The following is a 23,218-nucleotide window of genomic DNA, read 5'->3' as shown; positions in this document are numbered from 1 at the left end:
TGCGTCCATTGCTATCAGTCAGAGGGGAGGAGTGCGCCGCCCGAAGACGGCGCAGGAGGTATTAGCTGAACAGCGAGTAGAAAATGGCGGAGATGGCAATCAGGCCCATAATCACAACGAATACGTTGCTGATATGGCCGCTGTATTTACGCATCGCAGGGACTTTCTGAATCGCGTACATCGGCATAAGGAACAGAATCATCGCGATGACCGGGCCGCCCAGGGTTTCAATCATGCCCAGGATGCTTGGGTTCAGGGTCGCTACCGCCCAGGTGGTGAGCAGCATGAACAGTGCAGTGATTTTGTTCAGCTTGTTGATTTCAATGCTCTTGCCTTTACCGCGCAGAGATTTAATCACCATACCGTTGAAGCCTTCACGCGCGCCCAGGTAGTGGCCCAGGAAGGATTTGGTGATAGCGATAATCGCGATGATTGGCGCCATCCAGGCAATGACCGGTGCGTTAAAGTGGTTCGCCAGGTAAGACAGAATAGAGATGTTCTGCTCTTTCGCTGCCGCCAGATCCACCGGGGAGAGGCTCAGTACGCAGCTGAAGACGAAGAACATCACGGTCAGTACCATCATCACGTGAGCGCGAGCCAGGATGCTGGAGCACTTCTTCTCTGCGCCATTGCCGTACTCTTCGCGCTTCGCTACTGCAAAGGAGGAGATGATTGGCGAGTGGTTGAAGGAGAACACCATGACCGGAATGGCCAGCCACAGGGTCATCAGCAGGCCGTTACCGGTTGCGGATGCGCTGCTCAGGGACAGGGTTTCCAGCGCGGCACCGTTCCACTGCGGGATCAGGTAGCAGGCCAGTACCATCAGAGCAATAACGAACGGGAAGACCAGTACGCTCATTGCTTTCACAATCATCTGCTCACCGAAACGCACGATGGTCATCATGCCGACGATCAGGATCAGAGACAGAATGGCGCGCGGTGGCGGCGTCATCTGCAGCTGGTGCGTCATGAAGCTTTCAACGGTGTTAGTGATCGCCACGCTGTAAACCAGCAGAATTGGGTAAATCGCGAAGAAGTAGAGCAGGGTAATCAGTTTACCTGCGCCGACGCCAAAGTGCTCTTCAACCACTTCAGTGATGTCTTCGCCCGGGTTTTTACCGGACAGCACGAAGCGGGTCAGGCCGCGGTGTGCAAAGAAGGTCATCGGGAAAGCGATGATAGCCATGATGATCAGCGGGATCAGACCGCCGACGCCTGCGTTGATAGGAAGGAACAGTACACCAGCGCCGATTGCTGTGCCGTAAAGGCCAAGCATCCACATGGTATCCGTTTTGCGCCAACCACTTCGGGAATCAATCGAAGCAACGGTGCTGGTTTGAGTGGTTTCCATCTGTATCTCCTGGAGGAAGCAAATTGTCAGGTTTTTAGTCAAATCCGATGAAAAAGTGCCTGACGGTAATATGAAATTCGTTCAGTGACGGTTTTTTAATAATTTTCACCCGTAACTATTGGCGGGCGGAAAGATACATTTTCGTTATGAATCCTTCAGTGATCCTGATCCCAATTGCAATAATCCACTCTCTATGTGGGCATGTTTAGACCATTTATCTGTCAAAAAAACGTCAAAGAGAATTTACGGGCGCGAAGGCTACCATTAACGACATGTAGCTTGAAAGGCTGGCCTGCGAGTTAGGAGGGTTACGCTGTAAAGAAATGGGTTTTTAGGATTTTCTGGCAGGTAATTTTGATTAAGGCTGATATTTTACGGTTACGAAAACGAGGTAATCGTTTGCGTGCAGGGGAAAGATATAAATAACATAAATGATGCCTATGAATTGCATCAGTAATAAAAAAGCCGGACCCTGATGAACAGGATCCGGCTTTAAAAGCGCAGGTTGAAATCTTATTTGATGATTTCGTAGCAAGGAATATAGGCCGAGCCCGGCAGCTTCATGCGGTGCTGTGCGACAAAGCCCTGCAGCATGTCATCCATGCGACGCATCATCTCCGGGTCACCGTGGATCTTATACGGCCCAAATTCTTCAATGGCGCGGATCCCCACCTCTTTCACGTTACCCGCCACAATGCCGGAGAAGGCGCGGCGCAGATCGGCGGCCAGCACTTCCACTGGCTGATCGGGATAGAGCTTCAGGTTCGCCATATTTTCATGCGAAGGTTCAAACGGGATCTGCAGATCCGGCGCGATGCGGATTGACCAGTTAAAGCTGTAAGCATCCCCGGTATCACGACGGTTCTCTTTCACCAGTGGCATTGCTTTCTTCATCTGGCGAGCCACTTCTGCGGCATCGTCAATGATGATGCGATAGTGACGACGCGCGGCTTCACCCAACGTATGCACGATAAATTCGTCCAGTACGCGGAAGTAGTCTGCGCTCTCTTTCGGCCCGGTCAGGATCAGCGGCAGAACCTGATCTTTGTTGGCCGGGTTCATCAGAATACCCAGCAGATAAAGCAGCTCTTCCGCCGTGCCCACGCCGCCCGGGAAGATGATAATGCCGTGAGCGATACGGACAAACGCCTCAAGACGTTTCTCGATATCTGGCATGATAATCAGTTCGTTAACCAATGGGTTAGGCGGCTCAGCCGCGATGATGGACGGCTCGGTCATACCGATAAAACGTCCTTCTTTATAGCGCTGCTGCGCGTGTCCCACTGCGGCACCTTTCATTGGCGCTTCCATCGCGCCCGGACCACAGCCGGTACAGATATTCAGTTCGCGCAGGCCAAGCTGGGTGCCCACCCGACGCGCATACAGGTATTCGGTCTCGTTAATGGAGTGACCGCCCCAGCAGACGACCATGTTCGGTGCTTCGCCCACGTGCAGGGCACGGGCGTTACGCAGAATCGAGAACACCAGGTTGGTGATATGGACCGAGCTTTCCAGGTCGAGATGCTGGAAACGGCCAGCGTTGTGGATCTGCCCGTTAACGAACAGAATGTCGCGCAGCACGGCAAACAGGTTGGCCTGCAGAGAGCGAATAATGCGCCCGTCGACAAAGGCGTCTTCCGGCGGATTGATGACTTCAAGCTTCACGCCACGCTCGCGGCGCAGCACGTTGATATCAAAGCTTTCGAAGCGAGACAGCAGCTCTTTACTGTTGTCGGTCAGGCTTCCGGAGTTCAGTACGGCAAGTGAACAGTTACGAAACAGTTGATAGAGATCGCTACTGGCCGTGCGTTTAAGCATGTCCACTTCCAGCTGCGACAACATATCCATTGAGCCAAGCGGGCTAATATGTGTAATCAAGTGAGCTCCTTACGGGACGATTATCGTCTTTCCCTGTTGATTACAATAGCCCTGGCGCGTGACGTTTCACAACCTAAAGCGCGGAAGATACCGCGCATATTGTGAAAATATTTATATTATTGACGCACCAGACGGCCCGTTGCAGGCACAAAATCGGTATTGGTACGCCACGGGTTGATGTCCAGTCCACCACGGCGGGTGTAGCGCGCATAAACGCTCAGCTTTTCTGGCTGGCAGAAACGCATAATGTCGTTAAAGATGCGCTCCACGCACTGCTCGTGGAATTCGTTGTGATGGCGGAACGACACCAGGTAGCGCAGCAATTTTTCCCGGTCGATTTTCGGCCCGCGATACTGGATCTGCACCGAGCCCCAGTCTGGCTGGTGGGTGATCAGACAGTTGGACTTCAGCAGATGGCTCACCAGCGTCTCTTCAACCACCTTTCCGCTTGCCGCGTTTTCGAGGTAGTCGGTACTGAACTCATAGCTTTCAACGTCAATGTCCTGATCGTCAATGCAGGCACCGTTAAAGTGGGCGATAGGCTGCCCTTCCAGCTCATTCAGGCGATACAGCGATACGGCAACGTTTCCTTGCGCACAGGCGCGTAAATCCCGCTCCAGCGTAGCCTGGACGTCTTCCCAACTGTTGAATGTTGTCTGGTTAAAACTGTTGAGATAAAGCTTGAAGCTTTTCGACTCGACAAGGTTAACGCTGGCGTAATCCAGCTCCACATGGCCGACGGCCACCTGCGGCAGCCCGCGCGCGTTAAGCCAGGAGAGTTCGTACAGCGTCCAGATGTCGCCGCCGACAAACGGCAGTGCGTCCGCGTGTAACCCAAGCGGGTCGCGGTTCAGGCTGCGGGGCACGCCCTGCAGAAGGCTTGCATCGTAGGTGTCGCGGTAATCGGTCGATTTACCCAGCGTTAAGCCAGTTAACGCCTGATGATTTTCGTAAGACATGTTTCATAGCCACTTTACAGGTACACTTATGGCCTGAGTTTATCCTGTCTTACAAGAAGAGAGAAATCGGTGGATATCGAAACTGCAAATGCCCTGACGACCTTCACGACCCGCTATTGCGATGCATGGCATGAAAAACAGGGGACGTGGCCGCAAAGCGCTGATTTATATGGCGTACCCTCGCCGTGCATTATCTCTTCGCTCGACGATTACGTTATCTGGCAGCCGAAACCCTTTACAGGCGAGCAAAATGTAAATGCGGTTGAACGGGCAATGGACATTGTGGTACAACCAGCGGTTCACGCGTTTTATACCGCGCAGTTTGCAGGGGATATGCCTGCGCGCTTTGCTGATATTACGCTGACGCTGTTGCAGACCTGGAGCGAAGACGATCTGCAGCGTGTACAGGAAAACCTGATTGGTCACCTGGTCACGCAAAAGCGCCTTAAGCTTTCTCCGACGCTCTTTATTGCCACGCTGGACAGCGAACTGGATGTTATCTCCGTCTGCAACCTGTCCGGTGAAGTGTTTAAAGAGACGATCGGTACCCGCAATCGCGAGACTCTCGCCCCCTCTCTTGCGGATTTCCTCACCCAACTTGAGCCACTTCTGTAATCCATGATGCTACGGCGCGTGTGAGAGATCTCTTACAAGGTTTGTGAGAGATCGCTGGATCATTCAGTATTACCTCATTTAATTAAGATTAATATTACGCTGTTTTTCAATGGATTACTTGTTCATTGCATCGTTTTTAGGGATTTCTGACGTCTTACAGCGCTCACGGGGTGGGTTGTAAGACGAAGCGGAATAGCGGATTCTATCTCCGTCGACAGGAAGCCGACACGAGAAACGAACATCAGGATGATGGCGTTTCTTACTCAGGACTCGTCAGGATGGCGCTGCAGGAAGGCTTCAGGATGAAGCAAAGTGGATCGCGCAGGATGCGTAAAGGACACCTCCAGGAAGGAGAACGAGAGCCGGTCAGGATGGTCGGTGGGTCTGGACGGCCAGGAGTTTCAGGATGAAACAATCACGTCAGGATGATGTGAGCAGGATGCGAAAGGTAGACGGATGACCGGGCCTTCGGGCTTCAGGAAAAGTTGTCACGGATGAGCAGGGAGCACGAATTGTAGCTGGAATGCTGCGGAACGAACCGGGAGCACTGTTTTTACAGTGCTCCCTTTTTTTATTTCTGCGTTCTGCAATGCTATGCTGCGCGCCGTTCAGTTTTTCAGTTGAGGTGACTATGACGCAACACGATAGCGTTCGTGCCCAGTTGCACGCCATCGAAGCACTCTTGCGCCAACATCAGCTGTGGCAGGAGATCGCGCCGCAGCCAGAAGCATTCGCAAGTACCCAGCCATTCTGCCTGGATAAGCTGGCTCCCGTTGAGTGGCTGCAATGGGTATTGATTCCGCGCATGCACGCTCTGCTGGACGGTGGCCATCCGCTGCCGCAGGCATTTGCCGTCTCTCCCTATTATGAAATGGCGCTGGAAGCGACCCATCCCGCCCGCGAGGTTATGCTGGTTGAATTAGAACGCCTGGATGCGCTCTTTGCCGGTGACGATGCATGACGCTTGAGATCCTCTATCAGGATGAGTGGCTGGTGGCAGTCAACAAGCCGTCAGGCTGGCTGGTGCACCGCAGCTGGCTCGATCGCGATGAAAAAGTGGTGGTGATGCAGACCGTTCGCGACCAGATTGGTCAGCATGTATTTACCGCCCATCGTCTGGACCGTCCAACCTCCGGCGTACTGCTGATGGGGCTTTCCAGCGAGGCGGGACGTCTGCTTTCGCAGCAGTTTGAACAGCATCAGATGCAAAAGCGCTACCACGCGATTGTGCGCGGCTGGCTGACGGAAGCCGCCACGCTCGATTATCCGCTGGTGGAGGAACTGGATAAAATCGCCGATAAATTTGCCCGTGATGATAAAGGTCCGCAGCCAGCGGTGACGGATTATCGCGGCATGGCGACGACCGAAATGCCGGTGGCGACCAGTAAGTTTCCGACCACACGCTACAGCCTGGTTGAGCTTTTGCCTAAAACCGGGCGCAAGCATCAGCTTCGCCGCCACCTTGCGCATCTGCGCCACCCGATTATTGGCGACAGCAAGCACGGTGATTTGCGCCAGAACCGCAGCGCGGCCGAGCATTTTGGCTGCCATCGCCTGATGCTGCACGCCAGCGAGCTGAGCCTGACGCACCCGTTCACCGGCGAACCGCTGACTATCCGCGCGGGGCTGGACGACGTCTGGATGCAGGCGCTGTCACAATTTGGCTGGCTGGGGCAACTCCCCGAAAATGAAAGGGTTGAGTTTGTATCAGGCAACGTTCAGGATGAACAGCAAGCGCAATAATTAAGGGAGCAAAGCATGGCTGAAGTAGGCATTTTTGTCGGCACAATGTACGGCAACTCGCTGCTGGTCGCGGAAGAAGCAGAGGCAATACTCGCCAGCCAGGGCCATAAAGCCACGGTCTATGAAGACCCGGAACTGGCAGACTGGGAAAAGTATCAAGATAAATACATTCTGGTGGTGACCTCCACGACCGGGCAGGGCGATCTGCCGGACAGCATCGTGCCGCTGTTCCAGGGCATTAAAGACCGGCTTGGCTATCAGCCGAACGTGCACTACGGCATCATTGCCCTGGGCGACAGCTCTTACGCCAACTTCTGCGGCGGCGGTAAACAGTTCGATGCCCTTTTGCAGGAGCAGAGCGCCCAGCGCGTCGGCGAGATGCTGCTGATTGACGCAGGCGAACACCCGGAGCCAGAAAGCGAATCAAACCCGTGGGTTGAGCACTGGGCAACGCTGCTTAACTAGTTTTGTCGTTTGTAGGCCGGGTCAGGCGAAGCCGCCACCCGGCAACAAAGCCGCACGAAAACCTCATTTCCGTGAACCATCTTCCACTGCTTTGGGCTTATGCCCCAAACCACGTCTTACTCCCCCTTCAATGTTGTGTCGATGCACGGTGAGGAAGAGCGCCACTCGTTCATATACTTTTCCCGTCAGTTACCCAATAAGGCAGCGCTTCACCATAAAACGGCCTTCAGCCGTACCAAAACTGCCGAACACTTATCTCTCATTCTGATTACCCTACAGGTGCTGTACAGAATGAACCAGGCGAAAGCTATGATTCAGGAGTGCAACTATGAGTTCATTAAGCCAGGCGGCGAGCAGCGCAGAGAAGCGCACTAACGCTCGTTACTGGATAGTGGTGATGCTGTTTATCGTCACATCCTTCAACTACGGTGACCGCGCCACGCTGTCGATTGCTGGTTCTGAGATGGCAAAAGATATCGGACTTGATCCGGTCGGCATGGGTTATGTTTTCTCGGCGTTTTCATGGGCCTATGTCATCGGCCAAATTCCTGGCGGCTGGCTGCTTGACCGCTTTGGCTCAAAACGGGTCTATTTCTGGTCCATCTTTATCTGGTCGATGTTTACCCTGCTGCAGGGTTTCGTCGATATCTTCAGCGGCTTCGGCATTATCGTGGCACTCTTCACGCTGCGCTTCCTGGTTGGCTTAGCGGAAGCGCCTTCCTTCCCGGGGAACAGCCGCATTGTCGCAGCCTGGTTCCCGGCACAGGAGAGGGGAACCGCGGTCGCGATTTTCAACTCCGCACAATACTTCGCCACGGTGATCTTCGCGCCAATCATGGGCTGGCTGACGCATGAGGTGGGCTGGTCACACGTCTTCTTCTTCATGGGTGGGCTTGGGATCGTCATCAGCTTTATCTGGCTGAAAGTGATCCATGAACCCAATCAACACCCGGGCGTGAACAAGAAGGAGCTGGAGTACATCGCGGAAGGCGGAGCGCTGATCAACATGGATCAGAAATCCGCAAAAGCAAAAGTCCCGTTCAGCCAGAAATGGGCGCAGATCAAGCAGCTCGTCGGCTCGCGCATGATGATCGGTATCTATCTGGGCCAGTACTGCATCAACGCCTTAACCTACTTCTTCATCACCTGGTTCCCGGTTTATCTGGTGCAGGCGCGCGGCATGTCGATTCTGAAGGCGGGGTTTGTTGCCTCGATCCCGGCCATCTGCGGCTTCGTGGGCGGCGTGCTCGGCGGGGTGATTTCCGACTGGCTGATGCGCCGCACCGGCTCTCTCAATATCGCGCGTAAAACGCCTATCGTGCTCGGGATGCTGCTCTCCATGACCATGGTGTTCTGTAACTACGTGAGTGCTGAGTGGATGATTATCGGCTTTATGGCGATGGCCTTCTTCGGCAAAGGCATTGGCGCGCTGGGCTGGGCGGTGATGGCGGACACGGCACCGAAGGAGATCAGCGGCCTGAGCGGCGGTCTGTTCAACATGTTCGGCAATATTTCGGGGATTGTTACGCCAATCGCTATCGGCTACATCGTCGGCACCACCGGCTCCTTTAACGGTGCGCTGATTTACGTAGGGGTGCATGCGCTGGTGGCGGTGCTGAGTTACCTGGTGCTGGTCGGCGATATCAAACGCGTCGAACTTAAACCTGTAGGGGAGCGTGGATGATGACAACGCAATCAAGCCCTGTCGTCACTGAGATGAAGGTCATCCCGGTGGCTGGACAGGACAGCATGCTGCTCAATATTGGCGGCGCGCATAACGCCTGGTTTACCCGCAATATCGTGGTACTGACCGACAGCGCGGGGAATACCGGCGTTGGCGAAGCGCCGGGCGGAGAGGTGATTTACCAGACGCTGGTTGATGCCATTCCACAGGTGGTGGGTCAGGAGGTGGCCCGTCTCAACAAAGTGGTTCAGCGGGTGCATAAGGGAAACCAGTCTGCTGACTTTGATACCTTCGGAAAAGGTGCCTGGACGTTTGAACTGCGCGTCAACGCGGTTGCCGCGCTGGAAGCCGCTCTGCTCGATTTGCTCGGTAAGGCGCTGAATGTCCCGGTCTGCGAACTGCTGGGCCCAGGCAAACAGCGCGATGCGGTAACGGTGCTGGGCTACCTGTTCTACGTAGGCGACCGTAATAAAACCGATCTGCCTTATCTGGACCGTTCGCCGGGCAACCATGAGTGGTATCACCTGCGCCATCAGGAGGCGCTCACCGGCGAGGCGGTGGTGCGTCTGGCGGAAGCCGCACAGGACCGCTACGGCTTTAAGGATTTCAAACTGAAAGGCGGTGTACTGCCCGGCGAGCAGGAAATTGAAACTGCCCGCGCGCTGAAAAAGCGTTTCCCCGATGCGCGGATCACCGTGGATCCGAACGGCGCATGGTTGCTGGATGAAGCCATCTCGCTGTGTAAAGGTCTGGGCGATGTACTGACCTACGCGGAAGATCCGTGCGGTGCCGAGCAGGGTTTCTCTGGTCGTGAAGTGATGGCCGAATTCCGCCGCGCCACCGGGCTGCCGGTTGCCACCAACATGATCGCCACCAACTGGCGTGAAATGGGCCATGCGGTCATGCTCAATTCGGTGGATATTCCGCTGGCTGACCCGCACTTCTGGACGCTGTCCGGTGCGGTGCGCGTGGCGCAGCTGTGCGACGACTGGGGGCTGACCTGGGGCTGTCACTCCAACAACCATTTCGACATTTCGCTGGCGATGTTTACCCACGTTGGCGCGGCGGCACCGGGTAACCCGACCGCCATCGACACCCACTGGATTTGGCAGGAAGGGGAAGCCCGCCTGACGAAAAATCCGCTGGAGATCAAAAACGGCAGCATTGCCGTACCGGATGCGCCGGGCCTGGGCGTGGAGCTTGACTGGGATCAGATCCACAAAGCGCACGAGGCGTATAAGAGGTTGCCAGGCGGCGCGCGTAACGACGCGGGCCCGATGCAGTACCTGATCCCCGGCTGGACATTTGACCGTAAGCGCCCTGTTTTTGGACGTCACTGATAAAAGGATTGAACTATGAGCACATTTTCTACCCCTGTAGTCACTTCCATGCAGATCGTTCCGGTTGCGGGCCATGACAGCATGCTGATGAATTTGAGCGGCGCACATGCGCCGTTCTTTACCCGCAATATCGTGATTATCAAAGACAATTCCGGCCATACGGGCGTGGGCGAAATTCCGGGCGGGGAAAAGATCCGCAAAACGCTGGAGGACGCCATTCCGCTGGTGGTGGGGAAAACCCTCGGCGAATACAAAAATGTTCTCAATAGCGTGCGTAGCACCTTTGCGGACCGCGATGCGGACGGGCGCGGGCTGCAAACCTTCGACCTGCGTACGACTATCCACGTGGTCACCGGTATTGAGGCGGCAATGTTGGATCTGCTTGGTCAGCATCTTGGCGTGAACGTTGCGTCCCTGCTGGGCGAGGGTCAGCAGCGCACCGAAGTGGAAATGCTGGGCTATCTGTTCTTTGTCGGCAACCGTAAGCTGACGCCGCTGCCGTACCAGAGCCAGCCGGATGAGCACTGCGACTGGTACCGTGTTCGCCACGATGAAGCGATGACGCCTGACGCGGTGGTGCGTTTGGCCGAAGCCGCTTACGAAAAATATGGCTTCAACGACTTCAAACTGAAGGGCGGCGTACTGGCAGGGGAAGAAGAGGCGGAGGCCATTACCGCGCTGGCAAAACGTTTCCCGCAGGCGCGCGTCACGCTGGATCCGAACGGCGCATGGTCGCTTGATGAAGCGATTAAAATCGGTAAGCAGCTTAAAGGCGTGCTGGCCTACGCGGAAGATCCGTGTGGGGCCGAGCAGGGCTTCTCCGGGCGCGAGGTGATGGCCGAGTTTCGCCGCGCCACCGGTTTGCCAACGGCAACCAATATGATTGCCACCGACTGGCGCCAGATGGGGCATACCTTATCCCTTCAGTCCGTCGATATTCCTCTGGCGGACCCGCACTTCTGGACGATGCAGGGTTCAGTTCGCGTGGCGCAGATGTGCCACGAGTTCGGCCTGACCTGGGGCTCGCACTCCAACAATCACTTCGACGTGTCGCTGGCAATGTTCACTCACGTTGCCGCTGCCGCGCCGGGCGCGATCACCGCCATAGATACCCACTGGATCTGGCAGGAGGGCAATCAGCGTCTTACTAAGCAGCCGTTTGAAATCAAAGGCGGCATGGTGCAGGTGCCAACCACGCCGGGTCTGGGCGTTGAGCTGGATATGGACCAGGTGATGAAAGCCCACGAACTGTACCTGAAACACGGTCTGGGCGCGCGCGACGATGCGATAGCCATGCAGTATTTGATCCCGGACTGGACATTCGACAATAAACGTCCGTGCATGGTACGATAAACGCATTGGGACCGCTCCCATGGGCGGTCGTTTACGTGGTGTATGCTTAACGTAATGACTATGCGTAAGGATGGCTTATGAAAATTGTTATCGCACCGGACTCGTATAAGGAAAGTTTGAGTGCTCTTGAGGTAGCGACAGCGATAGAACGCGGCTTTCGCGAGATTTTTCCCTCGGCTAACTACGTAAAATTACCGGTTGCCGATGGGGGCGAAGGCACCGTTGAGGCGATGGTTGCGGCCACTCAGGGGCGAATCATTCATGTCCCGGTGACAGGTCCGCTGGGGGAGCCTGTCGAAGGGTTCTACGGGTTATCCGGTGACGATCAAAGTGCGTTTATTGAAATGGCGGCGGCGAGCGGTCTGGAGCTTGTGCCACCTTCGCAGCGCAACCCGCTGAAAACGACCTCGTGGGGAACCGGCGAGCTCATCCGTCATGCGCTGGACGCGGGCGTTAAGCATATCATTATCGGCATTGGCGGCAGTGCCACCAACGACGGCGGTGCGGGCATGGTCCAGGCGCTGGGCGCGAAATTGCTGGATGCCGCTCAGAAGCCTGTCGGACTTGGGGGTGGCGAACTTGCCACGCTGGCACATATTGACCTTACCGGTCTCGATAAACGGCTGAAAGCGTGCCGGATTGAGGTTGCCTGCGATGTCACCAACCCGTTAACGGGGGAGGAGGGAGCCACTGCGGTGTTTGGCCCGCAGAAGGGGGCGACGCCAGAGATGATTGTCACTCTGGACAACGCGCTTGCCCATTATGCGCAGGTTATCGCCCGCGATCTGGATATCGACGTTCTGAACCTGTCCGGCGGCGGTGCGGCGGGCGGGATGGGGGCCGCGTTATATGCCTTTTGCGGCGCTCAGCTGCGTCAGGGGATTGAGATCGTCACCGATGCCTTGCATCTCGCGGATCAGGTCGCCGATGCTGACTTAGTGATCACCGGTGAAGGCCGCATCGACAGTCAGACAATCCACGGAAAAGTGCCCGTTGGCGTGGCGAAAGTCGCAAAACGCTTTAACAAACCGGTTATCGGGATTGCGGGCAGCCTGACGGCGGATGTCGGTGTGGTGCATAAGCACGGTATTGACGCCGTGTTTAGCGTGATTTACACCATCTGTTCACTGGAGGATGCGCTGGAAAATGCCAGCGAGAATGTCAGGATGGCCGCAAGGAATATCGCGGCGGCGCTGAAAGTGGGGCAGGGAATGTAGTTCTCCCTCTCCCACAGGGAGAGGGCGGAGTGAGGGCATCAGGCCGCACCCGCAATTGTAGGCCCGGTAAGCGTAGCGCCACCGGGCTTTTCTATCAGCTCCCCAACACCTTCATCGCTTCCCGCGTCACGTTATCCATTTCATCCAGCAGCTCCAGAAACTCGGGTTCAAGCTCGGATTCTGGCGTACCGGCGCGTAACTGTTGCTCCAGCAACTGACAAAGGTTCTTCAACCGCGGCACCCCGCTGTAGCCGCAGCTGCCGTGCAGCTTGTGGATGGCTTCCAGCAGTTCTTCAGGGTTTTCTCCCACCAGCTGTTCTTCAACTTTATTACGGATTTCCGGAAGGAAGTCGACCAGCATCTGCAACATGTCGCGGGCTAAATCGGTTTTCCCTGCCGCCTGGCGCAGCGCCAGCGACCAGTCGAAGGTGGCATTCTGATTGACGCTAATCTCCGGCGATTCTGTTGCAACCGTGTACGTCCCGCCAATATGCCCCGGTTTGTAGCGCACCAGCAGGCTATGCAGTTTCTCTTCGTCGATAGGCTTGGCCAGATAATCATTCATCCCGGCGCTCAGCAATTTTTCTTTCTGTCCGGCCATGGCGTGCGCGGTCACCGCAATCACCGGCGTTTGCTGCTGATGCGGGAGCTGGCGGATAAGCTCGCAGGCGCGAATACCGTCCATACCCGGCATCTGAATATCCATCAGAATCAAATCGAACTGCATCTGTTTAGCCTGTTCCACTGCCTGCGCACCGCTGGTACACAGTTCCACGTGCTGAACCTGATCCTCCAGCAGCACGCCAATCAGCTTCAGGTTTGCCGGGTTATCGTCCACCGCCATCACGCTCATCGGCAGCTTTTGCTCGTCGCTGACGAGCGGCAGCGCGTGCTGGCTCAGACGACAGTATTCAGTGAGCGCTGGCAGCAGGCGTGTGGCCGTGAGCGGTTTGAGCAGGCAGGCGGCGGCCCCGTCGTTTTTCAGCTCTTCGGCGTTAATTTGTGCATGGCAAGGCAGGGCCAGCAGCAGGTAATCGGTCATTGATGCCGCTTTCGCCAGGCGCTCCTGCTGCATGGTCAGTTCGCCCGTAAAGGTGACCGGGATCCCCATCAGCAGGATATCGTAGTGCTCAACGGCAAGCGCAGAGAAGGTCGGACTGTAGACAACCTCCAGCGGCGTGGTGCTTAACACGTCCAGCGTGCACTGTGCCGCTGCGGCATTTGGCTCAACGTAGGCCAGACGCATCCCTTTCAGGCAGTCGGTCACTGGCCCATCGGTCATGACGTTCGGGTTGAGATCGAGATTGATATGGAACCAGAAGGTCGAACCCCGGTTAGGCTGGCTGTGGAAGGAGATATCGCCGCCCATCTCTTTTACCAGTTTTTGGGTGATCACCAGCCCCAGGCCGGTTCCCCCGTGGCGGCGGGAAATACTGGCATCCGCCTGACGGAATGCCTGGAACAGACGCGACTGATCGCGCTCCGGTATGCCGATACCGGTATCGCGGATCTGCACCTCAATCTGTACCTTGTTATTACTGAGCGCCCGTTTTTCGACAAGAATGTCGATATTGCCGCTCTCGGTAAACTTGATCGCGTTACCCACCAGATTGGTGATGACCTGCTGCAGACGCAGCGGGTCACCAATGACGTTATCCGGCACGTCGTTTTTGATATTGAGCGTCAGCTCCAGCCCCTTATCGTGTGACGAATGCGCAAGCAGCGTCACAACTTCATCCAGCGTGCCGCGCAGCGGGAACGGAATACTCTCGAGGATCAGCTTGCCTGCCTCCAGCTTCGAGAAGTCCAGCACGTCGTTAATGATCGCCAGCAGGTTGTTGGCCGAACGTTCGATAGTGTGCAGGTGGTCGCGCTGGGTGGGGTTAAGCTCGCTTTTCAGCGTCAGACGGGTAAAGCCGATCACGCCGTTCAGCGGGGTTCTCAGCTCGTGTGACATATTGGCAAGGAATTCGGATTTAATGCGCGCGGCTTCCTGGGCGCGTTTTTTCGCCAGATCCAGCTCGACGTTCTGAATCTCCATTTGCTCCAGCGTTTCGCGCAGGTCGGAGGTGGCCTGGTCAACGTTGTGCTGCATCTCTTCATGATACGCCGCCAGCGACATCGCCATTGAGTTGATGCCGTTTTTCAGCATATCCAGCTCGCCCAACATAAACCCTTCTACGCGGCTGTCGAGTTGGCCGCGACGGATACGGTCAACGGTGTTGACCATGTTTCGAATCGGCCCCGTCACATCGCGCATCAGTCGCCAGCCGAAAATCAGCGCAATGCCGATACAGAAGAGCATCATCACGCCGGAGATAAATATTTCTTTGTACTGCTGCAGTCGGACTGACTTGAGATCCAACTCCAGCGCCACATATCCCAGCATGTTGTTGCTGGATTTGGCTTCAGACTGAGCGGATTCATCAGGAGAATAGCTTTCGGAGATGATTGGCGTGCGCAGGATCATAATATCCCCTCGCCGCAATACGGTGAGATGGCGCGGGAACGGCGTGCCGTCAGGAATTTTCAGGGACGTCGGGTCAAGGTGAAAATTCGAGGTAACAAACAGACGGTTGTTTTCATCATAAACGGAGATAGCCCGCACGATGTCCGAGTGACGACGATGCAGGACGCTAATTAACTGACCAATGGATTCCCGGTTTTGCAGGTTCATCCCGTACTCGCTGGAGACCGCCAGCGGTTCGATAATGCTGGCTCCGGCGTCTTCCAGCTGTCGCTGCAAATCGTTATAGCGATGCACCACAAAGAAGATACTCAGCAGCAAACCGATCAATACGGTGGGGGCGAGGATCAAAATCATCATGCGTGCACGCAGGCTGTAGTTGGTCATGGCGTTCCGTTATGGGACAATTAGGACAATTATGTTTATATGTGAGAAAAATCTCAGCGATGGCGCAATTCTACTCTGCAAAGCGACGCGTGACGACGCGTCAGATCATAACTGTTGAAGCCACGGACCTCGATCCCTTTGGTCAGGGGGTGGCGCGGCACAATGGTAAGACACTGTTTATAACAGGTTTGCTGCCATCAGAACGAGCAGAAATTACGCTGACGGAAGATAAACGCCAGTACGCGCGCGGCCAGGTAAAGCGCCGACTGAGCGATAGCCCGGAACGCGAAGTGCCTCGCTGCCCCCATTTTGGCGTCTGCGGGGGCTGCCAGCAACAGCATGCCAGCGTAGTTTTACAGCAAAAAAGTAAAAGCAGCGCGCTGGCGCGTCAGCTTAAGCACGAGGTTAACGAGATTATCGCCGGGCAGCCATGGGGCTACCGTCGGCGCGCGCGCCTGAGCCTGAGTTATCAGCCAAAAACCGAGCGGCTGGAGATGGGATTTCGTAAAGCCAGCGCCAGCGATATCGTGGATATAAAGCAGTGCCCTGTTTTGGTGCCCCAACTTGAGGCATTGCTCCCTGATGTGCACCAGTGTCTGTCCAGGCTCGAAGGGGTTCGCCATCTCGGACATGTGGAACTGGTTCTGGCTAACAACGGCCCGCTGATGGTGCTGCGCCATACTGCGCCGCTGTCTGAAAAAGATCGCGAAAAACTGGAACGCTTTTCGCATTCCCACAAGCTTGCGCTTTTCCTGGCACCACAAAGCGAGATACTTGAGCAGGTTACGGGAGAGGCTCCCTGGTATGCGTCAAACGGGCTACGCTTAACGTTCAGCCCGCGGGATTTTATCCAGGTCAATGACGGCGTGAATCAGCAGATGATTGAAAAAGCGCTGGACTGGCTGGATATCCAGCCGACCGACCGGGTGCTCGATCTCTTCTGCGGTATGGGTAATTTCACGCTGCCCCTGGCGCAGAAAGCGGCAAACGTGGTGGGTGTGGAAGGCGTTGAGGCGCTGGTCGCCAAAGGACAGGAAAACGCCCTACAGAATGGCTTGCAAAATGTGACATTTTTTCATCAAAACCTTGAGGAAGATGTGACTCAACAGCCGTGGGCGAAGCAGGGCTTTGATAAAATTTTGCTCGACCCGGCACGTGCCGGTGCTCCGGGCGTAATGGCACATATTATTAAACTCGCGCCGAAGCGTGTGGTCTATGTTTCCTGTAACCCGGCGACGCTTGCCCGGGACAGCGAGGCATTAATCAGTGCGGGTTACCAGATTCAGCGTCTGGCAATGCTGGACATGTTCCCGCACACTGGACATCTGGAATCGATGGCGTTGTTTGAGCACATCTAATTTGTTTGGCTTGTCGACTTCGACAGGCCCTGGTCCCTAAAGGAGAGGACGATGGTTGCGGTAAGAAGTGCACATCTTAATAAAGCTGGTGAGTTTGACCCTCAAAAATGGATCGCAAGTCTGGGGATTTCCAGCCAGCAGTCGTGTGAACGCTTAACCGAAACCTGGGCCTATTGTCTACGCACCACGCAGGGACATCCTGACGCCGAGCTGCTGTTGTGGCGCGGCATCGAAATGGTCGAAATTCTCTCCATGCTGAACATGGATATCGAAACGCTGCAGGCCGCGCTTCTGTTTCCGCTCGCCGATGCTGACGTGGTCAGCGAAGACGTGCTGCGTGACAGCGTCGGAACCTCGGTCGTTGCGCTGATCCACGGCGTGCGCGATATGGCGGCCATCCGCCAGCTTAAAGCTGCCCATACCGATTCCGTCTCCTCAGAACAGGTTGATAACGTCCGGCGAATGCTGCTGGCCATGGTGGATGACTTCCGCTGCGTGGTCATCAAGCTTGCCGAACGTATTGCGCACCTGCGCGAAGTGAAGGATGCGCCGGAAGACGAGCGCGTCCTTGCCGCCAAGGAGTGTACAAATATCTATGCGCCGCTGGCGAACCGCTTAGGTATCGGTCAGCTGAAATGGGAGCTGGAAGATTACTGCTTCCGCTATCTGCACCCGGCGGAATACAAGCGCATTGCCAAACTTCTGCATGAACGCCGTATCGATCGTGAACACTACATCGACGAGTTTGTCAGCGGGCTGCGTCAGTCAATGAAAGAAGAGAATGTGCGCGCCGAAGTCTACGGTCGACCTAAGCACATCTACAGCATCTGGCGCAAAATGCAGAAGAAACACCTCGCCTTTGACGAGCTGTTTGACGTGCGCGCCGTGCGTATTGTGGCGGAGCGTCTGCAGGACTGCTACGCCGCGCTGGGGATAGTACATACTCACTTCCGCCACCTGCCGGACGAGTTCGACGACTATGTGGCGAACCCGAAACCGAACGGCTACCAGTCTATTCATACCGTGGTGCTTGGCCCCGGCGGCAAAACGGTTGAGATCCAGATCCGCACCAAACAGATGCACGAAGATGCCGAGCTGGGCGTGGCCGCGCACTGGAAATACAAAGAGGGTACGTCCGGCGGCGCGCGTTCTGGCCACGAAGACCGCATCGCCTGGCTGCGTAAGCTGATAGCGTGGCAGGAAGAGATGGCTGATTCCGGCGAAATGCTCGATGAAGTGCGCAGCCAGGTCTTCGACGACCGGGTCTACGTCTTTACCCCGAAAGGGGACGTTGTCGACCTGCCCGCAGGCTCCACGCCGCTCGACTTCGCCTACCACATCCATAGCGATGTGGGGCACCGCTGCATCGGGGCGAAAATCGGCGGACGAATCGTGCCCTTCACCTATCAGCTGCAGATGGGGGACCAGATTGAGATCATCACCCAGAAGCAGCCCAACCCGAGCCGCGACTGGCTGAACCCGAACCTGGGCTACGTCACCACCAGCCGCGGGCGCTCCAAGATCCATGCCTGGTTCCGCAAGCAGGATCGCGATAAAAACATCCTTGCCGGTCGCCAGATCCTGGATGACGAACTGGAGCATGTGGGGATCAGCCTGAAAGAGGCGGAGAAATTCCTGCTGCCACGCTACAACTTCAACGAGCTTGACGAACTGTTAGCGGCCATTGGCGGCGGAGATATCCGTCTGAATCAGATGGTGAACTTCCTGCAGGCGCAGTTCAACAAGCCAAGTGCGGCGGAGCAGGATGCGGCAGCGCTGAAGCAGCTGCAGCAGAAAACCCATGCGCCGCAGCAGCGCAGCAAAGATAACGGCCGGGTGGTCGTGGAAGGCGTGGGCAATCTGATGCACCACATTGCCCGCTGCTGCCAGCCTATTCCAGGTGACGATATCGTTGGCTTTATCACTCAGGGGCGCGGGATTTCGATCCACCGTTCAGACTGTGACCAGCTTGCAGAGCTGCAGTCACATGCGCCGGAGCGCATCGTGGAAGCGGTCTGGGGCGAAAGCTACTCCGCAGGCTACTCGCTGGTGGTGCGCGTCAGCGCCAATGACCGCAGCGGCCTGCTGCGCGACATCACGACCATTCTCGCCAACGAGAAGGTTAACGTGCTGGGCGTTGCCAGCCGCAGCGATACCCGCGAGCAGCTTGCCACCATCGATATGACCATCGAAATCTACAACCTGCAGGTGCTGGGCCGCGTGCTCGGCAAACTGAACCAGGTACCGGATGTGATTGACGCGCGTCGTCTGCACGGCGGATAAGATTTCTCTCTTTTGTAGGCCGGGTAAGGCGTAAGCCGCCACCCGGCATTTTTTTCTCAGGACAAAACCATGACTCAAATCGACCGCCTGCTCGGCATCATGAAACGCCTGCGCGACCCGGAAAACGGCTGCCCGTGGGACAAGGAGCAGACTTTCGCGACCATCGCCCCGTACACCCTCGAAGAAACCTATGAAGTGCTGGACGCCATTTCACGCGAGGATTTTGACGACCTGCGCGGTGAGCTGGGCGATCTGCTGTTCCAGGTGGTGTTCTATGCGCAGATGGCGCAAGAAGAAGGTCGCTTTAACTTTGACGACATCTGCGCTGCCATCAGCGACAAGCTGGAGCGCCGCCATCCGCATATTTTTGGCGATGCCACCGCAGGCAACAGCGCGGAAGTGCTGGCTCGCTGGGAGCAGATAAAAAGCGCCGAACGGGCCGAAAAATCCCAGCACTCTGCGCTGGATGATATTCCGCTAAGTCTGCCCGCGCTGATGCGCGCGCATAAAATCCAGAAACGCTGCTCCGCCGTGGGTTTCGACTGGGACTCCCTGGGGCCGGTGCTGGATAAAGTGCATGAAGAGATCGACGAAGTGATGCATGAAGCGCAGCAGGCGGTTGTGGATGAAGCAAAGCTGGAAGAGGAGATGGGCGACCTGCTTTTCGCTACCGTCAATCTTTCGCGCCATTTGGGTGTAAAAGCGGAAACCGCCCTGCAAAAAGCCAACATTAAGTTCGAGCGACGCTTTCGCGAAGTTGAGCGGATTGTGGCCTCACGCGGCCTGGAAATGACCGGAATCGACCTCGAAGCTATGGAAGAAGTCTGGCAGGAAGTAAAACGCCAGGAACATGATCTCTAAAGAGATTTTGCGATCAAGCGCAATTTGTGTGATTTTTTAAATGACAAGCGCTTGATTTGCGTCAAAAACATTTACCCAAAAGGGGCTATTTTCTCACTCCTTATGTTTGTCATGGCCTGGAATGGAGACGGAGAATGAAAGTTTGTGGCGCTCGCCGTGTTCGGGTATACTACTTTCCCGTCCTGGTTATTCCATCGTTTCACCCTAACTTCTCAGGTTCAGCATGACAACGAACTATATTTTTGTGACCGGCGGGGTCGTATCCTCTCTGGGTAAAGGCATTGCCGCAGCCTCCCTCGCAGCCATTCTTGAAGCCCGTGGCCTCAATGTGACCATGATGAAACTGGATCCGTACATCAACGTCGATCCGGGCACCATGAGCCCAATCCAACACGGGGAAGTGTTCGTTACTGAAGACGGCGCTGAAACCGATCTGGATCTTGGCCACTACGAGCGTTTCATCCGTACCAAAATGACCCGTCGTAACAACTTCACGACTGGCCGCATCTACTCAGACGTTCTGCGTAAAGAGCGCCGCGGTGACTACCTGGGGGCAACTGTTCAGGTTATCCCACACATCACTAACGCCATCAAAGAACGCATCGTTGCGGGCGGCGAAGGCCACGACGTGGTGCTGGTCGAAATCGGCGGAACCGTAGGTGATATTGAATCCCTGCCATTCCTTGAAGCGATTCGTCAGCTGGCTGTCGATATTGGTCGTGAGCACGCGCTGTTCATGCACCTGACCCTGGTGCCGTACATGGCCGCCGCAGGTGAAGTGAAAACCAAGCCGACTCAGCACTCAGTAAAAGAACTGCTCTCCATCGGTATTCAGCCAGACATCCTGGTTTGCCGCTCCGATCGCGCGGTTCCAGCGAACGAACGTGCGAAAATTGCATTGTTCTGTAACGTGCCTGAAAAAGCCGTTATTTCAATGAAAGACGTCGATTCCATTTATAAAATCCCGGGCCTGTTGAAATCACAGGGCCTGGACGATTATATTTGTAAACGATTCAGCTTGAACTGTCCGGAAGCTAACCTGTCTGAATGGGAACAGGTTATTTACGAAGAAGCCAATCCGGCGGGTGAAGTGACTATCGGTATGGTCGGCAAGTACATTGAACTGCCGGACGCCTATAAGTCAGTCATCGAAGCGCTGAAGCACGGTGGTCTGAAGAACCGCGTCTCCGTGAACATCAAGCTGATTGACTCGCAGGATGTTGAAACGCGTGGCGTCGAAATTCTGAAAGATCTGGATGCGATTCTCATCCCTGGCGGCTTCGGCTACCGTGGTGTAGAAGGCAAGATCGCCACCGCACGCTATGCGCGTGAAAACAATATTCCATACCTCGGCATCTGCCTGGGTATGCAGGTTGCGCTGATCGAATTTGCGCGCAACGTAGCGGGAATGGAAAACGCGAACTCTACGGAATTTGTGCCAGACTGTAAGTACCCTGTAGTGGCGCTTATCACTGAATGGCGCGACGAAGAAGGTAACGTCGAAGTCCGTACCGAGAAGAGCGATCTGGGTGGCACTATGCGTCTTGGCGCACAGGCCTGCCAGCTGTCCGACGATAGCGTGGTTCGCAAGCTTTATGGCGAGCCAACCATCACCGAGCGCCATCGTCACCGCTATGAAGTCAACAACATGTTGTTGAAACCGATTGAAGCTGCGGGTCTGCGTGTTGCGGGCCGTTCCGGGGATGATCAGTTAGTCGAGATCATCGAGGTGCCTAACCATCCATGGTTCGTTGCCTGCCAATTCCACCCGGAATTTACTTCTACGCCGCGCGACGGGCATCCGCTGTTTGCAGGCTTTGTGAAGGCCGCCAGCGACTACCAGAAGCGTCAGGCGAAGTAAAAAAAGTTAGAACGGCAACGCGTACCTCTGGTACGCGTTGTTTGTCTGGAGTTTTAGTTTAACTTGTACTGAGGAAAATCTAATGTCCAAAATCGTTAAAGTCATCGGTCGTGAAATCATCGACTCCCGTGGTAACCCGACCGTTGAAGCCGAAGTTCACCTGGAAGGTGGTTTCGTTGGTATGGCTGCTGCTCCATCAGGTGCTTCTACTGGTTCCCGCGAAGCGCTGGAACTGCGCGATGGCGACAAATCCCGCTTCCTGGGCAAAGGCGTACTGAAAGCGGTTGGCGCTGTAAACGGTCCTATTGCTCAGGCAATCCTTGGCAAAGACGCCAAAGACCAGGCTGGCATCGACAAGATCATGATCGATCTGGACGGTACTGAAAACAAATCTAACTTCGGTGCGAACGCAATCCTGGCTGTTTCCCTGGCGAACGCCAAAGCAGCAGCAGCAGCGAAAGGCCAGCCACTGTTCGAGCACATCGCTGAACTGAACGGCACCCCAGGCAAATACTCCATGCCTGTACCAATGATGAACATCATCAACGGTGGTGAGCACGCAGACAACAACGTTGATATTCAGGAATTCATGATTCAGCCAGTTGGCGCGAAATCCCTGAAAGAAGCAGTACGTATGGGTTCTGAAGTGTTCCACAACCTGGCTAAAGTTCTGAAAGCTAAAGGTATGAACACTGCTGTTGGTGACGAAGGTGGCTATGCGCCAAACCTGGGTTCTAACGCAGAAGCTCTGGCTGTAATCGCTGAAGCAGTTAAAGCAGCAGGCTACGAGCTGGGCAAAGACATCACCCTGGCGATGGACTGTGCAGCATCTGAATTCTACAAAGACGGTAAATACGTTCTGGCTGGCGAAGGCAACAAAGCGTTCACCTCCGAAGAGTTCACTCACTTCCTGGAAGACCTGACCAAACAGTACCCAATCGTGTCTATCGAAGACGGTCTGGACGAGTCTGACTGGGCTGGCTTCGCATACCAGACCAAAGTACTGGGCGACAAAATCCAGCTGGTTGGTGACGATCTGTTCGTAACCAACACCAAGATCCTGAAAGAAGGCATCGAGAAAGGCATCGTTAACTCCATCCTGATCAAATTCAACCAGATCGGTTCTCTGACCGAAACTCTGGCTGCGATCAAAATGGCGAAAGACGCTGGCTACACCGCTGTTATCTCTCACCGTTCTGGCGAAACTGAAGACGCTACCATTGCTGACCTGGCTGTGGGTACCGCTGCAGGCCAGATCAAAACTGGTTCTATGAGCCGTTCTGACCGTGTTGCTAAATACAACCAGCTGATTCGTATCGAAGAAGCACTGGGCGAAAAAGCACCATACAACGGTCTGAAAGAGATCAAAGGCCAGGCATAATTGCTTAAGCCTTAA

The 23,218-nt window shown here is 55.5% G+C and carries 17 protein-coding genes; 13 read left to right on the top strand and 4 right to left on the bottom strand.

Translation table 11 applies throughout. The features are described 5' to 3' along the window. Positions 1-61: 61 nt before the first annotated feature. The 3 genes from HV355_RS06585 to queF all read right to left on the bottom strand — a co-directional run bounded on the left by HV355_RS06585 (position 62) and on the right by queF (position 4,188). Positions 62-1,351 carry an HAAAP family serine/threonine permease gene (locus HV355_RS06585; protein WP_010435092.1) on the bottom strand — a complete coding sequence of 430 codons (1,290 nt, stop codon included), beginning with the start codon at positions 1,349-1,351 and terminating at the stop codon, positions 62-64. A 513-nt stretch (positions 1,352-1,864) separates the two neighbouring features. Next, the gene (gene ppnN, locus HV355_RS06580; RefSeq protein ID WP_100166313.1) at positions 1,865-3,229 is read right to left on the bottom strand and encodes a nucleotide 5'-monophosphate nucleosidase PpnN; all 1,365 of its coding nucleotides are present in this window, start codon (positions 3,227-3,229) and stop codon (positions 1,865-1,867) included. 116 nt (positions 3,230-3,345) lie between these two features. Next, entirely contained in the window at positions 3,346-4,188 is an 843-nt protein-coding gene (gene queF / locus HV355_RS06575; RefSeq protein ID WP_108416361.1) for an NADPH-dependent 7-cyano-7-deazaguanine reductase QueF, read from the bottom strand. Between the two features lie 69 nt (positions 4,189-4,257). On the opposite strand from queF, the gene syd reads away from it, so the two are divergent. The 8 genes from syd (at position 4,258) to HV355_RS06535 (ending at position 12,605) form a co-directional block, all read left to right on the top strand. Next, positions 4,258-4,803 (top strand): SecY-interacting protein, encoded by a 546-nt coding sequence (gene syd / locus HV355_RS06570; protein WP_182401353.1) that lies wholly within the window; start codon positions 4,258-4,260, stop codon positions 4,801-4,803. A 631-nt stretch (positions 4,804-5,434) separates the two neighbouring features. Further along, positions 5,435-5,764, top strand: coding sequence for a YqcC family protein (locus HV355_RS06565; RefSeq protein ID WP_148400645.1), 330 nt, complete (start codon positions 5,435-5,437; stop codon positions 5,762-5,764). Further along, on the top strand, positions 5,761-6,546 hold the full coding sequence (gene truC, locus HV355_RS06560; RefSeq protein ID WP_042713496.1) for a tRNA pseudouridine(65) synthase TruC: 786 nt from the start codon (positions 5,761-5,763) through the stop codon (positions 6,544-6,546). Before HV355_RS06565 ends, truC begins: the two co-directional genes overlap by 4 nt. 15 nt (positions 6,547-6,561) lie before the next feature. Beyond that, positions 6,562-7,011 carry a flavodoxin gene (locus HV355_RS06555; protein WP_042713494.1) on the top strand — a complete coding sequence of 150 codons (450 nt, stop codon included), beginning with the start codon at positions 6,562-6,564 and terminating at the stop codon, positions 7,009-7,011. Positions 7,012-7,339: 328 nt separating this feature from the next. Next, positions 7,340-8,695, top strand: coding sequence for a galactarate/glucarate/glycerate transporter GudP (gudP, locus tag HV355_RS06550; protein WP_089601178.1), 1,356 nt, complete (start codon positions 7,340-7,342; stop codon positions 8,693-8,695). Beyond that, positions 8,695-10,035, top strand: a complete 1,341-nt coding sequence (locus tag HV355_RS06545) for an enolase C-terminal domain-like protein (RefSeq protein WP_182401778.1) — start codon at positions 8,695-8,697, stop codon at positions 10,033-10,035. The genes gudP and HV355_RS06545 overlap by 1 nt, the downstream gene beginning before the upstream one ends. Positions 10,036-10,050: 15 nt before the next feature. Then, the gene (gene gudD, locus HV355_RS06540; protein WP_182401351.1) at positions 10,051-11,388 is read left to right on the top strand and encodes a glucarate dehydratase; all 1,338 of its coding nucleotides are present in this window, start codon (positions 10,051-10,053) and stop codon (positions 11,386-11,388) included. Positions 11,389-11,465: 77 nt separating this feature from the next. Next, positions 11,466-12,605, top strand: a complete 1,140-nt coding sequence (locus HV355_RS06535; RefSeq protein WP_182401350.1) for a glycerate kinase — start codon at positions 11,466-11,468, stop codon at positions 12,603-12,605. Positions 12,606-12,699: 94 nt separating this feature from the next. On the opposite strand, the gene barA is transcribed toward HV355_RS06535, so the two are convergent. Further along, positions 12,700-15,459, bottom strand: a complete 2,760-nt coding sequence (gene barA / locus HV355_RS06530) for a two-component sensor histidine kinase BarA (protein WP_108416367.1) — start codon at positions 15,457-15,459, stop codon at positions 12,700-12,702. A gap of 59 nt (positions 15,460-15,518) precedes the next feature. Here barA and rlmD point away from each other — a divergent pair, with 59 nt between their 5' ends. The 5 genes from rlmD (at position 15,519) to eno (ending at position 23,203) form a co-directional block, all read left to right on the top strand. After that, a complete protein-coding gene (gene rlmD, locus HV355_RS06525; protein ID WP_182401348.1) occupies positions 15,519-16,817 on the top strand; it encodes a 23S rRNA (uracil(1939)-C(5))-methyltransferase RlmD in 1,299 nt (432 codons plus the stop codon). 51 nt (positions 16,818-16,868) lie between these two features. After that, positions 16,869-19,100, top strand: a complete 2,232-nt coding sequence (gene relA / locus HV355_RS06520; protein WP_148400650.1) for a GTP diphosphokinase — start codon at positions 16,869-16,871, stop codon at positions 19,098-19,100. Positions 19,101-19,169: 69 nt separating this feature from the next. Then, complete coding sequence (mazG, locus tag HV355_RS06515; RefSeq protein ID WP_108416369.1) at positions 19,170-19,961, top strand: nucleoside triphosphate pyrophosphohydrolase; 792 nt, start codon at positions 19,170-19,172, stop codon at positions 19,959-19,961. A 223-nt stretch (positions 19,962-20,184) separates the two neighbouring features. After that, a complete protein-coding gene (pyrG, locus tag HV355_RS06510) occupies positions 20,185-21,822 on the top strand; it encodes a CTP synthase (glutamine hydrolyzing) (RefSeq protein ID WP_010434601.1) in 1,638 nt (545 codons plus the stop codon). A gap of 82 nt (positions 21,823-21,904) precedes the next feature. Next, entirely contained in the window at positions 21,905-23,203 is a 1,299-nt protein-coding gene (gene eno / locus HV355_RS06505; protein ID WP_010434599.1) for a phosphopyruvate hydratase, read from the top strand. Positions 23,204-23,218 lie beyond the last annotated feature (15 nt).

The sequence above is a fragment of the Enterobacter sp. RHBSTW-01064 genome (genome assembly GCF_014103035.1).
GTDB classification, from domain to species: Bacteria; Pseudomonadota; Gammaproteobacteria; order Enterobacterales; family Enterobacteriaceae; genus Enterobacter; species Enterobacter mori.
The sequence above is the reverse complement of the archived record's forward strand: the minus strand, read 5'-3'. Positions and strand labels throughout refer to the sequence as shown.